The sequence below is a fragment of the Vibrio sp. R12-SW3-ISO1 genome (genome assembly GCF_059834005.1).
On record NZ_JCBDGK010000050.1, the window covers coordinates 49,250 to 61,967 of the forward strand.

Consider the following 12,718-nt stretch of genomic DNA (forward strand, 5'->3'; position numbering starts at 1 on the left):
CGGCACCATGTTCATTGAGTTGTCATTTGTCGGTTTTTTCTCATTTGCCTCACTGTTCTTGCTGAGAAAGGTCGCAAGAGTAGTGGGATTGGTCGATAAACCCAATGCTCGAAAATTGCATACCGGAAGCATTCCCTTAGTGGGGGGAATCGCCATTTATTTGTCCATCGCACAGTTTTTAACGGCGAACCCTGACCTCATTGAGCACAGTTCTCTTTTCTTGTCCTGTTTGACAGTGCTGATTATTGTCGGGGCCATAGACGATCGTTTTGATATTAGTTACAAGATTCGATTGTTCGTACAGGCAATGTTGTCCATTGTCATGATGGCTATAGCGGATATTCGTCTCGATAGTGTGGGGGATATTTTTGGTTTGGGCGTATTACATTTTGGTATGCTCAGTCCGCTAATGACTATTTTGGCCGTCATCGGTGCGATTAATGCTTTCAATATGGTTGATGGTATCGATGGGCTGTTGGGTGGACTTGCGATAGTGACATTTTCAGCGATCGCGTATTTAATGTATCTCGATACGCATCATGGTCTGGCTCATCTATGTTTGGTCTTTATCTTTGCCATGATCCCCTATGTGTGTATGAACCTCGGTATCTTTGGGCGTGAGCGCAAGGTCTTTATGGGGGATGCCGGCAGTATGATGATTGGCTTTACTGTGATTTGGATGTTGTTGGGGGTCAGTCAACGTCAAGAACTGCCTCTCAGACCAGTGACCGCCCTGTGGCTCATTGCCGTTCCTTTGATGGACATGGCGTCGATTATGTATCGTCGTCTGCGCCGAGGTCATTCACCTTTTAAACCAGATAGAGAACATCTGCACCATATCTTCCAACGTTTGGGGCTGAGTTCTCGCCAGACACTCACCGTGATTTGTGCGATTGCTATGTCATTAGCGTGCATTGGTATTGCTGGAGAGCAGTGGCGCATTGAGGAGTCGACGATGTTTGCAGGCTTTGTATTGGTGTTTTTGGCATACAACGTTGTGATGAGTTATGTTTGGCGCATCACCAGCTGGTTACGTAGAGAATCTGAATCCAATGATTCGGTGGTTAAATTGTGAGCGTTGACGTGTGACCTTTGGTTTTTTTAACGACCAAACGCCACTTTTATTGACACGGTTTCATATGCGCCTATAATCTCAGCCCGATGGTAGTTATTCATAGCATTTATGGGTAGTTGGCGTGTACCAAACGCTGCAATCTTTTAAGGCCCTCTATGTCCTTAAAAATGACGTTTAACATACATGCGTATCTCATTTGTATGAAGCCAAGTCTTTGACTTGGCTTTTTTTTGCGCTCAAATAGGGGGAATATTACGCCCAGCTAGCGCGGACGGTTGGCTATTACTCGAAAGAGATATCGTGTGTCACGATGGATTTGGATAAGCCATCACAAAATGCGTTTTAAGACTCTATCCGCTCTCACGCGGGTGATCTTGCGCATCAGCTTCTTCACCGGCAGCGGGTAATCCTCAAACTTCTCCACTTGCTTATATGTGCAGATTAACTGCGTGTGCTTGAGAATATTCTCCACTTCCAGCTCGAATTGCGGGGTCAGGTGATGGTAGTCATCTCTGATGAGCAGCGCGTTTTCGAGATCTAGGCTCCAAGCACGTGGGTTGAGGTTGTTGCCCGTGATCATCATGTAACGCTTATCGACCCAAATCCCTTTCAGGTGGAAGCTGTTTTCATCGTGCTTCCACAGTCTCAAAGAGAGCTTTCTGGCGGCAATATTGGCTTCATTGGCTTTGGCAAACGTGCGCAAGTTGCGCTCGTAGAGGTACGGTAGGCCGCCAATGGTTTTGAACTCTTGCTCCGGGGAAATGTAAAAGTCGTTGGCGGTCTTATCACCCACCACAATGGTGACTTTTACGCCGCGACGGATGGCTTTTTTCACCTCTTTCGCGACGCTGCGCGGGAAGTTGAAGTAGGGCGTGCAGATGAAAATCTCATCTTTGGCCATCGCCAGTAAATGGTTGATGCTTTGGTTGAGCTTGTTGCGCTTTTTCCCCACGCCGACAATCGGCGTCACCGCCACTTGATGCGCGCCAATGCGTTGCGGCTCAAACGGGTAACTGGCTTTGGCGAGTTGCGCGCGCAGTTGGCGAATTTGCGCTTTGATCTGCGCGGTTTCCGGCTTGCTTGGGCACGCGAGATCGTTCACGGCAGGGTGCGCCACCATGGCTTCATCAATAAACTCGGCCATACTATCGGCGAGCGCTGGATTCGCCAATACATGGTAGCGGTCAAAGCGGTAGCGCTCTTTATAATGCAGGTAGATGTTGTTTAAGCTGGCGCCGCTGTAGATGACTTGGTCATCAATCACAAAACCTTTGAGGTGCAGTACACCAAACACTTCACGCCCACGCACCGGAATGCCGTACACAGGCACGCGATGGGTATACTGCTCAGCAAAGCGCTTGTACATGGCCGCGTTGGTCTCGCCGGGCTCTGCGCCAATCAGCCCACGCTGCGCTCGGTGCCAGTCGACGCACACTTTGACATCGAGGCCTGGGTTACGCTGCTTGGCTTCATAGAGCTCGGTGAGGATCGCTCGGCCGGCCTCATCGTCTTCCAAGTAGAGCGCAACCAGATAGATTCGCTTGCTTGCCTGACGAATCGCTTCAATTAAGCGAGTTCGAAAATCGGCCGCGGAAAACAGCGTTTCAAACAGAGCTGGATCCTGAGCCAGAGCAGGCAGTTGCTCAAACAAATTACGATTGGTCATCATGGTGACGGCGTTACCTTTATTTAAAGTGGACAGGGAGTTTAGCAAGAAATCGGTGATGGTTGATAGGTTTGCGTCAAGACGAAAGTGTATTTTTGTGTGTGGTGGAGAAGTTCCCCCTCACTTCAACTGAATACCGTGATGTTGAATGTGGGTGAGTAAGTCCTCTGAGGTGATCGTGTGAGTGATCACCACATCGACGTTGTAGGGGAACGTTGATTGCTCAAATTGGTCTTGAATTTGGGCGATGGTACTCATCGAAAGATGCGGACCCTCGAGAGCGAGATCGATATCGGAGCTGTCTTTAAAAGTATTGCTCCAGGACAATCTCTTCGATTAATTGGTATTGATGGGGTTTTAGGCCCATCGCTGCAGCGCAGGCGTCGACGTTTGGTGTGAGCATGAGCGGGTTAACCGTGCTTAGCCTGCAAATAGAGGGTGACTTGTTCTATCACCGGCGCAAACGACTCCAAAATGAGCTTTTGAGCTTCGAGTACGTTGGCTTCGTCATAGGTATGCGACAGCAGGTTGCGTTTGCTCAACGCCTCCAATAGTGTTTCGCACTGCTCAGAGGAGAGGTGCTTCGCTTCCAGCGCGGTTCGAAAGACACTGCGCGGAGAGGCGACATCAAAGCCCTCGAATTCAAGCAAGTCTTTTAACGTTTTCCAAGTCAGCTCGAAGGAAAACTCAAACGTTTGCACTAAACCCGCCAGTTCCAGTTCGTTATAACTCTCTTGCGCGCAGGCTCTTTTAAGCCTTTGTTGCACTTTACTCAAATTTTGTAGACGTAGCTTCCAACGGTCTGGATTTGAGTTCATCGTTGTTCACCTAGGCAGGATGGGTCTCGCTTTAATGGTTACTTTACTGTGTTTGGGGGGAAGTTCCTAGTGGGGGGAGTTCCTAGTTTCTAGTGGCGAGTTCTTAGAGGATGGGTAACTTATCGGTATGCTTTATCGTTATAAGCAACTCGTGATTTGATTTTGATTGTTAGTTCATCCATTATGGTTGTGTTAAATATTAACACTCATGGGTGAAAATATGTCACGCACAACGAGTATTACGATTGGCTCTCAGTTAGATGATTTTGTCGGTCAACTCATAGCGAGTGGTCGCTATGGCTCAACAAGTGAAGTCGTTCGTTCTGCATTGCGGTTACTCGAAAGACAGGAGAAACAAACGACGGCTCTAAAAATGGCTATTGCAGCGGGTGAACAAAGTGGCGAGTGCTCATTATCCCTTCATGATATCGCGGCCAAAGTAAAGCAAAAACACAATGTATAAACTGTCCAATCTTGCCGCAAAGGATTTTGAACAGATTTTTGAATACACGCTACTGAACTTTGAACCTGCTGCCTATCGTCTTCTCGGGATGTCTTCTCTATATAGATCCCTCCTTCTACTCGAGGTTCGCCGCTACCATCCCCATCGCTACTAACTGTGGTTTACCCCGCACATAGCGCTCAAACAGATTCTTCACATCATTTGGCAGTGCGCTTTTATCGAGCGTGGTAAAGCCATGTTGGGCGTAAAAGGCTTCGAGGTGAGGGTAGGCAAAGCAGTAGTCGTGTGGGCCGAGGATGTACAGTTGGCAATACTCAAGCAGCGCATGACCCAGCCCTTGGCCTCGGTGATTAGGCACCACAAGCATGCCGGTCAATAAGCGATATTCAGCAAGGCTTCGAAAGCGTACCACCGCCGCGATTTCGGTGCCGATATAGCCCGCAATCACCAACTCATCACTCTTCGCCTTACCCGCCGGATAGTGCGCTTTATACAAGCGGTTCACCAGCGGCAGCTTCATCGCCTCAACCTCAACAATCTTTGAAAACACCCCAAACTCCTTGCCATCGCTCTACCTCATCCCATAATACCACCCACCACCCACCACCCACCACCCACCACCCACCACCCACCACCCACCACCCACCACCCACCACCTCTAGGAACTAGGCACTCGCCACTAGGAACTCCCCCCCCCATCGAGTAGAATATCAACACCTGTCAACCACCCAACCTTATCCATGCTGACACCCATGCCTGAAACCATTCAAACCCACGCCGACCTCGCTTGCCACCATACCTTTGCTATCGCGCAAACCTGTGAGGTGCTGATTGAAGCCCACACGCAGCAGGATATTATCGACGTGTATCAAAACCGAGCGTATGCGACGTTGCCTAAGCTGATGCTGGGTAAGGGCAGCAATATGCTGTTTACCTCGCCTTATCAAGGTGTGGTGATCGTCAATCATTTGCTCGGAAAAACCGTGCAAGAGAGCGACACGCATTGGCATTTGCATATTGAGGCAGGGGAAGATTGGCCAGCACTGGTGAAGTGGTGTGTAGAGTCTGGCTACGATGGGTTAGAAAACCTGGCCTTGATTCCGGGCTGTGCAGGCAGTGCGCCGATTCAAAACATTGGTGCTTACGGCGTGGAACTACAAGATGTGTGCGAATACGTTGATGTACTCTGTCTTGATAGCTTTGAAGTACGCCGAATGCACGCGCAAGAGTGCCAGTTCGGTTATCGTGATTCGATTTTCAAACGCGATTTATACCAAAAAGTGGTGATTGTGGCGCTTGGCTTAAAGCTCGCCAAAGCGTGGCAGCCCAATATTGCTTACGGCCCGCTGCAAGGCTTTGCGCGTGAAAGCGTCACCGCCCAAGAGATTTTTGATACAGTGTGCCGCGTTAGACAAGAAAAACTGCCTGACCCGCGCGTGCAAGGTAACGCCGGCAGTTTTTTCAAAAACCCCGTTATTAGCAAGGCGGAGTATGAAAGGTTACGCGATGCGTTCCCAGCGTTGGTGGCCTATCCCGCTGGTGATAAAGGTGAAGGCGCGATGAAGCTAGCCGCCGGCTGGCTGATTGACCAATGTGGGTTAAAAGGGCATCGCATTGGCGGCGCGCAAGTTCATCCAAATCAAGCCTTGGTGATAGTGAATACCGGTGACGCGAGTGCTGAAGATGTGCTGGAACTTGCCGCGACAGTGCGCGCTAAGGTGCAAGCTACCTTTGGTGTCACGCTTGAGCACGAAGTGCGCTTTATGGGGCCACATGGTGAGACGCGCCTTGAAACGCTACTGGAAGAGGGGCGAGTCAGCGCGGCGAAGTCGTCCATTGATAGCGCAGTACAGGGAGAGATGCAATGAAAGAGCACCACACCAAACTCACGCTCTTAAGCCATCTCAGCGACGGTCAATTTCACTCGGGTGAGGCGCTCGGTGAGCAACTCGGCATCTCACGTGCGGCGGTCAGTAAACACATTAAAGGTATTCAAGAGTGGGGCGTCGACATCTTTCGTGTCCAAGGCAAAGGTTACCAATTAGCCAAACCAATGCAGTTGCTTGATGAAGCCGTGCTAAAAGCCGGCGTGGCGACGCCACTTGAGCTGATCCCGATTATTGACTCGACCAATCAACATCTTCTCAATCAAGCGGACAACCTAACTTCAGGCGCGGTCTGCTTAGCAGAATACCAAGCCAAAGGGCGCGGCCGCCGCGGCCGAGAATGGATCTCGCCGTTTGGCTCTAACCTTTATCTTTCGATGTTTTGGCGTCTCGATGCTGGCATGGCCGCCGCGATGGGGCTGAGCTTAGTGGTCGGCGTGGCGATTGTCGAAGCGCTGGAAGCCCTCGGGATTGACGGTGTGAAACTCAAATGGCCCAACGATCTCTATTACCAAGACAAAAAACTCGCTGGGATCTTGGTCGAAATGTCCGGTCAAGCGGGCGGCGCGGCCAACCTTGTGATTGGCATGGGCATGAACCTGCAAATGGCCGCGGGCAGCGAGCGCTCCACCTCGGCGATTACCCAGCCTTGGACCTCCCTCTCTGAGGTGACCGGGGAAAGCATCGATCGCAATCAATTGGCGATCACCTTGATTAAAACCTTGCATCGCGCGCTGTCTGATTATGAACTGCAAGGGATGCACGGTTTTGTCGAGCGTTGGAACCGGTTGGATAACTTTCTCGGTCGTCCTATAAAACTCATTATGGGGCCAAGAGAGGTGTATGGCATTGCAAGGGGCATCAACGCGCAAGGCGCGGTGTTGATTGAGACAGAGCAAGGGGTAGAAGAGTATGTGGGCGGAGAAGTGAGTCTGAGGGGCGCATGAAAACGGGCGAGCGAATACTCCACATCATCAAACGCGAAGGCAGCGTGACCGCCAAGCAAGTTGCCGATTTGCTGGATATGACGACCATGGGTGCGCGTCAGCATTTGCAAGCGTTGGAAGACGACAACTTGCTGGCGATTGAAGATATCCGCGTCAAAGTGGGACGGCCGACGCGCCACTGGTCTTTAACGGCGAAAGGCCATCGCCATTTTGCCGATCGTCATGGAGAGCTGACGATTCAAGTCATCGATGCGGTAGAGCGTCTGTATGGCCTCGAAGGGGTAGAAAAAGTGACCCTCGATCGCGAAAGCCAAACCTTGGCGCACTATCAAGCGCGTATGCACGGCTGCGAGACGCTAGAAGCCAAGCTTCAAGCCCTGGTTGAGATCCGCGAACAAGAAGGCTACATGGCCGAGTTCGAAGCCTGCGACGGCGGTTATCTGTTCACCGAAAACCATTGCCCCATTTGCCGCGCCGCGACCCATTGCCCGAGTTTATGCCAATCAGAGTTGAACATCTTCCGCCAACTGCTTGGTCCAGAGTGTCATATTGAGAGGACGGAGCATATTGTGCGGGGGGAGAGACGGTGTAGGTATAGGGTTGTAGAGGCGAGTTCCTAGTGCCTAGTTCCTAGAGGGGATTAGAGGCGAGTTCCTAGTACCTAGTTCCTAGAGGGGACTCAAGCGAAGCTTGAATGGGGTTTTCTAGGAACTAGATATTCGGCACTAGAAACTAGGAACTGTCCCACAACTGAGACTCCCCCCTTCCTCCTCTTTTTATCGCTGACTTTTTAACCTATTCTTAACGTTTGATGGGTGAGGCAAGGAGGCGCACATGGACACTTCACCGCTTTTTCAGCAACTGCCGCCGTTCGATGAACTGGTCGAATTGGCGCAAAAAAATCCCGATGCGTTTGTCGCTCTCAAAAAAGAGATCTGCGAGGAAATGATCAGCGCGGCGTCTGAGCCAATGCAAGCTAGGCTCTGGGCACAGCAAAGTCACATTGACCTGGTCGTTAGCCGTTGTAAAAACCCCAATCACACCAATGTTGTCCTCATGCGTGAACTCGTCACGCAAATGACCAAATTCCAGCAAGCGCTTGATACCGATACGTTGCTTGAACCCCAACAAAAGGCAGAGGTCATTCCATTTGATGCGTGGCGCTGAGCGACATTGCGTCGACTCTGCGCCGATCTGAGAGCGGGTGTTTGAGTCACCCGTTTTGGAGAGAGAGGGGCTTGGCGGATCAAGCGTCGCCGAGACTCTCCCATTCCGTCAACAATTGCATAATGTTGTAGGAGTCTTGCCAGTTGGCACAAGGGCTGAGCAGCTCTTTTTGTCCGGCTTCTATGGCACGGCGCACCTGGCGTACTTGATACAAGAACGCGTCGCCTTCTGCTGTTACCGTCACGTCGCGCTTAGAGGTCTCATAGATTTCCACACTGACTCGGTTGTCTTGAGCGGGAAGCCATGGGTTAGTTTCCATGGTCATACAGCCTTTACTGCCAAGGATTGTGAAGTGATGCTTCAAACCATGATCTTCAGCGGTGTGTACGGTGGCGGTGTGGTGGTCGCCAAAACTCATCAACAATGTGGTTTCACAGATGTTGTTGTCGGCGCCTCTTCGGCTGATGGCCTTGAGAGAACGATTCGCAAAAGCGTCTTCTCCCAGCAGGGTTTTCACAACCAGGTACAGTAACGAGATTGGGTAGCAACCAAGGTTGTATATCGCCCCTTTGCTGTCTGGATTGACGAACTTGGCGATGGAGGCAATGTAAGAGGTATGAATCGAGCGCAGTTCACCAATCTCACCGGATTTGAGTATGGTAACCAGCTCTTGAATCAAAGGGTGATGCAGGTACATCAAGCCTTCGGCGAAAAACACCTGATGCTCTTTGACCGCTTGTAGCGCCAGTTCCGTCTTTTCCATATCGATGGAAAGCGATTTCTCACACAAAATCGCTTTACCTTGTTGAGCCGCCTTAATAATAAAGTCATGGTGAAGATGGTTCGGCAAGGCAATGTAGATAATATCGACTTGCTCATCACTCAGTAGCGCGTCGTAATCTGTGAATGTGTTTGCAATGCCGTACTGCTTGGCAAAGGCTGCTAAATTGCTCTCAGAGCGCCCCGCTACCGCGTACAGTTCACTTTGACTATCCTGTTTAATGGCTTCTGCCATCACGCCAGAGATAAAACTGGTTCCAAGAATGCCCCATTTCATGATACTTGCGCTCCATTTTGTTGTGTTTCAAAAGCCTGAACCAACTCGGTCATCTCCGAAGCGATAAATGCGCGGGTATGGGCCATAGTGAAATGGGCTTCAATAGCCGCACGATTCTCATAACGTTCCCACAAAATCACTCGTTGTGGCATGTTGTCATCGTACGTCGCCATTGCTTGTAAGCAGCCGGCTTCACTTTGCATATCAAGGCAAAATTGCTCGATGGCTTGGATAACCGTCGCTCTTGGTTGGTCAGCATTCATTCTCAGCTCAGCGGTGACAAAAATCGTTTGGCTCATGAGTGGTCTCTGTGTTGTTGGCTTTGGATGTTCAAGGTCAACTTTAATTGACGCGTTCTAATTGATAAACTTTCCGCCAGTTTATTCTTTATTAACTATAGGTGCGCAATGGACAAGCTGACCAGTATGAAAGTCTTTGCCTGCGTGGTTGAACAGGGCAGTTTTCGCAGCGCAGCCCATCACTTCGAGCTGTCTCCTACCATGATCGGCAAACATGTTCGATTTCTAGAACAAAGTGTAGGGACACAATTGATTCATCGCACCACCCGAAAACAGTCACTCACCGAAGCGGGCAAACTCTACTACCAAGAGTGCCATCGGATTATTGAAGACATCGCCAACGCCGAAAATTTGATTCATACGCTGATCAATCGGCCCCGTGGTACGGTCAAAGTGAATTGTCCTGTCACCTATGGAAAGACGGTATTGGCGCCGATTGTCGCCGACTTTCTCTCTGAGCATCCTGATATCAATGTAGAAATGTTGCTCGACAATAACCTGATTGACCCGTTTCGAACGGATGCCGATGTTATTATCCGTATAGGTGAACTGGTGGACTCTTCACTGGTTGCAAGAAAGCTAGGCGATTATCCGATGACCTATTGTGCCGCGCCTTCGTATCTCAACGCGCATGGACGGATTCAATCATTGGAAGATCTCAGACATCACTGCTGTTTGGGTTTTCACTATCACCAAGGTGAAAGCCAACAAGTGATGAATCTGCCCACTAGCACCTTTGATCAAAGCCGCATTAGGCTTGCCTCAAACAATGGTGACGTATTGAAATTCGCGGCGATCCAAGGATGTGGTGTTCTGTTGCAGCCGAAGCTGTTGGTCGAGCCAGAGATTGAGTCCGGCCAGTTGATGGAGATCCTTCAAGATGCCGTTCCTAAAGCTAAGCCGATACACCTGCTGTATCGCTCCAAAAATTTGTCACTCAAAAACCGGACCTTTGTTGATTTTGTCGTTGCAGCGGTAAACGCCAAAACATAACCATGAGAAGTCCGAACGTGGGTAACCCACCACTTCTTCAACCTCGATCACAAATTTTTCATCTCTCCCCCTTGGGTTTACCCAAACCATCCCTCATATAGTTAGCACGCGACTGAAATAGTCAGCACAAGACTTTAAAGCCTCAGAGCTACTGCTCTGGGGGCGTTATCAAACCTAAATGGAAATTATCAGGAGAGACGACCGATGAACATTCGTCCATTACACGACCGAGTTATCGTAGAACGCCAAGAAGTTGAATCTAAGTCAGCCGGTGGCATCGTTCTTACTGGTTCAGCGGCAGAAAAATCAACTCGCGGCGTAGTACTCGCTGTGGGTAAAGGCCGCATTCTAGAAAATGGCTCAGTTCAGCCTCTAGACGTTAAAGTGGGTGATACGGTGATTTTTGCTGAAGGCTACGGCACAAGAACCGAAAAAGTCGACGGTAAAGAAGTTCTGATCATGTCTGAAAACGACATCATGGCTATCGTTGAGTAATAGCAAACGTTGAGTAATTCAATTCTGAATCCCAACTAACAAAATCAATCGAATTTAGAAAGGAAGATAAAGATGGCTGCTAAAGACGTAAAATTTGGTAACGATGCACGTATTAAAATGCTAGAAGGTGTGAACGTTCTGGCTGACGCAGTAAAAGTGACGCTGGGCCCTAAAGGCCGCAACGTAGTACTGGACAAATCGTTCGGTGCACCAACCATCACGAAAGATGGTGTTTCTGTTGCGCGTGAAATTGAATTGGAAGACAAGTTCCAAAACATGGGCGCACAAATGGTCAAAGAAGTCGCGTCTCAAGCAAACGACGCGGCAGGTGACGGTACCACTACCGCGACTGTATTGGCGCAAGCGATTGTTAATGAAGGTCTAAAAGCGGTAGCAGCGGGTATGAACCCAATGGATCTTAAGCGCGGCATCGACAAAGCCGTGACGGCTGCCGTAGAAGAGCTTAAAGCGCTCTCTGTGCCTTGTTCAGACACCAAAGCGATTGCACAGGTCGGTACGATTTCTGCCAACTCTGACGCAACCGTAGGTAACATCATTGCTGAAGCGATGGAAAAAGTGGGCCGTGATGGCGTTATCACAGTAGAAGAAGGTCAAGCCCTGCAAGATGAGCTCGATGTGGTAGAAGGTATGCAGTTTGACCGTGGCTACCTATCGCCTTACTTCATCAACAACCAAGAAGCGGGCTCGGTTGATCTAGAAAACCCATTCATTCTTCTGATCGACAAGAAAGTCTCGAACATCCGCGAGCTTCTTCCAACGCTAGAAGCGGTAGCAAAAGCGTCTCGTCCTCTGCTTATCATTGCAGAAGATGTCGAAGGTGAAGCGCTGGCGACACTGGTTGTCAACAACATGCGCGGTATCGTGAAAGTGGCGGCAGTGAAAGCACCAGGCTTTGGCGATCGTCGTAAAGCGATGCTGCAAGACATCGCGATTTTGACTGGCGGTACGGTCATCTCTGAAGAGATCGGTCTAGAGCTAGAAAAAGTAACGCTAGAAGACCTAGGTCAAGCGAAGCGCGTGACCATCACCAAAGAAAACACCACCATCATCGATGGCGTGGGTGAGCAAGAGATGATCCAAGGTCGCGTGGCGCAGATTCGTCAGCAAATCGAAGACGCAACCTCAGATTACGACAAAGAAAAACTTCAAGAGCGCGTGGCGAAACTTGCCGGCGGTGTGGCTGTGATCAAAGTGGGCGCAGCGACAGAAGTGGAAATGAAAGAGAAGAAAGACCGCGTTGAAGATGCGTTGCACGCGACTCGCGCTGCAGTAGAAGAAGGCGTGGTGGCCGGTGGTGGTGTTGCTCTTATTCGCGCAGCATCGAAAGTGGCGAACCTTGAAGGTGACAACGAAGAGCAAAACGTCGGTATCCGCGTGGCACTTCGTGCGATGGAAGCGCCAATCCGTCAAATCACTAAGAACGCCGGTGATGAAGAATCTGTCGTAGCGAACAACGTTCGCGCTGGCGAAGGTAACTACGGTTACAATGCGGCAACCGGCGAATACGGCGACATGATTGAGATGGGTATCCTAGACCCAACGAAAGTGACTCGCTCTGCACTTCAATTCGCAGCGTCTGTTGCAGGTCTTATGATTACCACTGAAGCCATGGTCACCGACCTACCACAAAAAGAGGCACCAGCAATGCCTGATATGGGCGGCATGGGCGGAATGGGTGGCATGGGCATGATGTAATCATCCCAACCCTTCTGGTTGAAAGAGAGGTCTCGCTCAGGCGGGACATCATACGGAGGCTTCGGCCTCCGTTTTTTTTCTCATTCTTTTAATTAATGGTGGTCAGTGACGGCTTCAATTAACCTTTGATAGCGCA

15 protein-coding genes are annotated in these 12,718 nt (G+C 50.1%); 9 read left to right on the forward strand and 6 right to left on the reverse strand.

The features are described 5' to 3' along the window. The first annotated feature begins 7 nt into the window (after window positions 1–7). Window positions 8–1,075, forward strand: coding sequence for a UDP-N-acetylglucosamine--undecaprenyl-phosphate N-acetylglucosaminephosphotransferase (gene wecA, locus AC6R0R_RS16050; protein WP_500627447.1), 1,068 nt, complete (start codon window positions 8–10; stop codon window positions 1,073–1,075). Window positions 1,076–1,403: 328 nt separating this feature from the next. On the opposite strand, the gene pssA is transcribed toward wecA, so the two are convergent. From pssA to AC6R0R_RS16065, 3 genes are all read right to left on the reverse strand, one after another. After that, complete coding sequence (gene pssA / locus AC6R0R_RS16055) at window positions 1,404–2,744, reverse strand: CDP-diacylglycerol--serine O-phosphatidyltransferase (RefSeq protein ID WP_500627448.1); 1,341 nt, start codon at window positions 2,742–2,744, stop codon at window positions 1,404–1,406. 117 nt (window positions 2,745–2,861) lie between these two features. After that, a complete protein-coding gene (locus tag AC6R0R_RS16060; RefSeq protein ID WP_500627449.1) occupies window positions 2,862–2,999 on the reverse strand; it encodes a hypothetical protein in 138 nt (45 codons plus the stop codon). A gap of 152 nt (window positions 3,000–3,151) precedes the next feature. Then, a complete protein-coding gene (locus AC6R0R_RS16065) occupies window positions 3,152–3,559 on the reverse strand; it encodes an HI0074 family nucleotidyltransferase substrate-binding subunit (protein WP_500627450.1) in 408 nt (135 codons plus the stop codon). A 220-nt stretch (window positions 3,560–3,779) separates the two neighbouring features. Between AC6R0R_RS16065 and AC6R0R_RS16070 the strand changes: the two genes are divergently transcribed. Continuing rightward, complete coding sequence (locus tag AC6R0R_RS16070) at window positions 3,780–4,022, forward strand: type II toxin-antitoxin system ParD family antitoxin (protein ID WP_500627451.1); 243 nt, start codon at window positions 3,780–3,782, stop codon at window positions 4,020–4,022. Window positions 4,023–4,137: 115 nt separating this feature from the next. Here the strand turns inward: AC6R0R_RS16070 and AC6R0R_RS16075 are convergent, their stop codons facing one another. Then, on the reverse strand, window positions 4,138–4,542 hold the full coding sequence (locus tag AC6R0R_RS16075; protein WP_500627542.1) for a GNAT family N-acetyltransferase: 405 nt from the start codon (window positions 4,540–4,542) through the stop codon (window positions 4,138–4,140). A 232-nt stretch (window positions 4,543–4,774) separates the two neighbouring features. Here AC6R0R_RS16075 and murB point away from each other — a divergent pair, with 232 nt between their 5' ends. The 4 genes from murB to AC6R0R_RS16095 all read left to right on the forward strand — a co-directional run bounded on the left by murB (window position 4,775) and on the right by AC6R0R_RS16095 (window position 8,022). Further along, window positions 4,775–5,890: a UDP-N-acetylmuramate dehydrogenase gene (gene murB, locus AC6R0R_RS16080; protein ID WP_500627452.1), complete on the forward strand. Its 1,116-nt coding sequence runs from the start codon at window positions 4,775–4,777 to the stop codon at window positions 5,888–5,890. Continuing rightward, on the forward strand, window positions 5,887–6,855 hold the full coding sequence (gene birA, locus AC6R0R_RS16085; protein WP_500627453.1) for a bifunctional biotin--[acetyl-CoA-carboxylase] ligase/biotin operon repressor BirA: 969 nt from the start codon (window positions 5,887–5,889) through the stop codon (window positions 6,853–6,855). Before murB ends, birA begins: the two co-directional genes overlap by 4 nt. Then, entirely contained in the window at window positions 6,852–7,475 is a 624-nt protein-coding gene (locus tag AC6R0R_RS16090; RefSeq protein WP_500627454.1) for a helix-turn-helix transcriptional regulator, read from the forward strand. The genes birA and AC6R0R_RS16090 overlap by 4 nt, the downstream gene beginning before the upstream one ends. 214 nt (window positions 7,476–7,689) lie before the next feature. Continuing rightward, window positions 7,690–8,022: a DUF3135 domain-containing protein gene (locus AC6R0R_RS16095; protein ID WP_500627455.1), complete on the forward strand. Its 333-nt coding sequence runs from the start codon at window positions 7,690–7,692 to the stop codon at window positions 8,020–8,022. Window positions 8,023–8,101: 79 nt separating this feature from the next. Here AC6R0R_RS16095 and AC6R0R_RS16100 read toward each other — a convergent pair whose 3' ends face one another. Both AC6R0R_RS16100 and AC6R0R_RS16105 read right to left on the reverse strand, forming a co-directional pair. Beyond that, window positions 8,102–9,079: a Gfo/Idh/MocA family protein gene (locus tag AC6R0R_RS16100; RefSeq protein WP_500627456.1), complete on the reverse strand. Its 978-nt coding sequence runs from the start codon at window positions 9,077–9,079 to the stop codon at window positions 8,102–8,104. Continuing rightward, window positions 9,076–9,378: a putative quinol monooxygenase gene (locus AC6R0R_RS16105; protein ID WP_487902810.1), complete on the reverse strand. Its 303-nt coding sequence runs from the start codon at window positions 9,376–9,378 to the stop codon at window positions 9,076–9,078. The genes AC6R0R_RS16100 and AC6R0R_RS16105 overlap by 4 nt, the downstream gene beginning before the upstream one ends. 108 nt (window positions 9,379–9,486) lie before the next feature. On the opposite strand from AC6R0R_RS16105, the gene AC6R0R_RS16110 reads away from it, so the two are divergent. The 3 genes from AC6R0R_RS16110 to groL all read left to right on the forward strand — a co-directional run bounded on the left by AC6R0R_RS16110 (window position 9,487) and on the right by groL (window position 12,582). Further along, window positions 9,487–10,371, forward strand: coding sequence for a LysR family transcriptional regulator (locus AC6R0R_RS16110; RefSeq protein ID WP_500627457.1), 885 nt, complete (start codon window positions 9,487–9,489; stop codon window positions 10,369–10,371). Window positions 10,372–10,575: 204 nt separating this feature from the next. Continuing rightward, entirely contained in the window at window positions 10,576–10,866 is a 291-nt protein-coding gene (locus AC6R0R_RS16115; RefSeq protein WP_334554749.1) for a co-chaperone GroES, read from the forward strand. Between the two features lie 72 nt (window positions 10,867–10,938). Continuing rightward, complete coding sequence (gene groL, locus AC6R0R_RS16120; protein ID WP_500627458.1) at window positions 10,939–12,582, forward strand: chaperonin GroEL; 1,644 nt, start codon at window positions 10,939–10,941, stop codon at window positions 12,580–12,582. Window positions 12,583–12,718: the final 136 nt, after the last annotated feature.

Excerpts from the sequence above, each read along its gene's own strand:
- AC6R0R_RS16065 (WP_500627450.1), bottom strand. The coding sequence starts at position 3,559 with ATGAACTCAAATCCAGACCGTTGGAAGCTACGTCTACAAAATTTGAGT.
- AC6R0R_RS16070 (WP_500627451.1), top strand. The coding sequence starts at position 3,780 with ATGTCACGCACAACGAGTATTACGATTGGCTCTCAGTTAGATGATTTT.
- AC6R0R_RS16075 (WP_500627542.1), bottom strand. The coding sequence starts at position 4,542 with ATGAAGCTGCCGCTGGTGAACCGCTTGTATAAAGCGCACTATCCGGCG.
- AC6R0R_RS16090 (WP_500627454.1), top strand. The coding sequence starts at position 6,852 with ATGAAAACGGGCGAGCGAATACTCCACATCATCAAACGCGAAGGCAGC.
- AC6R0R_RS16060 (WP_500627449.1), bottom strand. The coding sequence starts at position 2,999 with ATGAGTACCATCGCCCAAATTCAAGACCAATTTGAGCAATCAACGTTC.
- murB (WP_500627452.1), top strand. The coding sequence starts at position 4,775 with ATGCCTGAAACCATTCAAACCCACGCCGACCTCGCTTGCCACCATACC.
- AC6R0R_RS16095 (WP_500627455.1), top strand. The coding sequence starts at position 7,690 with ATGGACACTTCACCGCTTTTTCAGCAACTGCCGCCGTTCGATGAACTG.
- AC6R0R_RS16105 (WP_487902810.1), bottom strand. The coding sequence starts at position 9,378 with ATGAGCCAAACGATTTTTGTCACCGCTGAGCTGAGAATGAATGCTGAC.
- AC6R0R_RS16115 (WP_334554749.1), top strand. The coding sequence starts at position 10,576 with ATGAACATTCGTCCATTACACGACCGAGTTATCGTAGAACGCCAAGAA.
- wecA (WP_500627447.1), top strand. The coding sequence starts at position 8 with ATGTTCATTGAGTTGTCATTTGTCGGTTTTTTCTCATTTGCCTCACTG.
- AC6R0R_RS16100 (WP_500627456.1), bottom strand. The coding sequence starts at position 9,079 with ATGAAATGGGGCATTCTTGGAACCAGTTTTATCTCTGGCGTGATGGCA.
- groL (WP_500627458.1), top strand. The coding sequence starts at position 10,939 with ATGGCTGCTAAAGACGTAAAATTTGGTAACGATGCACGTATTAAAATG.
- birA (WP_500627453.1), top strand. The coding sequence starts at position 5,887 with ATGAAAGAGCACCACACCAAACTCACGCTCTTAAGCCATCTCAGCGAC.
- pssA (WP_500627448.1), bottom strand. The coding sequence starts at position 2,744 with ATGATGACCAATCGTAATTTGTTTGAGCAACTGCCTGCTCTGGCTCAG.
- AC6R0R_RS16110 (WP_500627457.1), top strand. The coding sequence starts at position 9,487 with ATGGACAAGCTGACCAGTATGAAAGTCTTTGCCTGCGTGGTTGAACAG.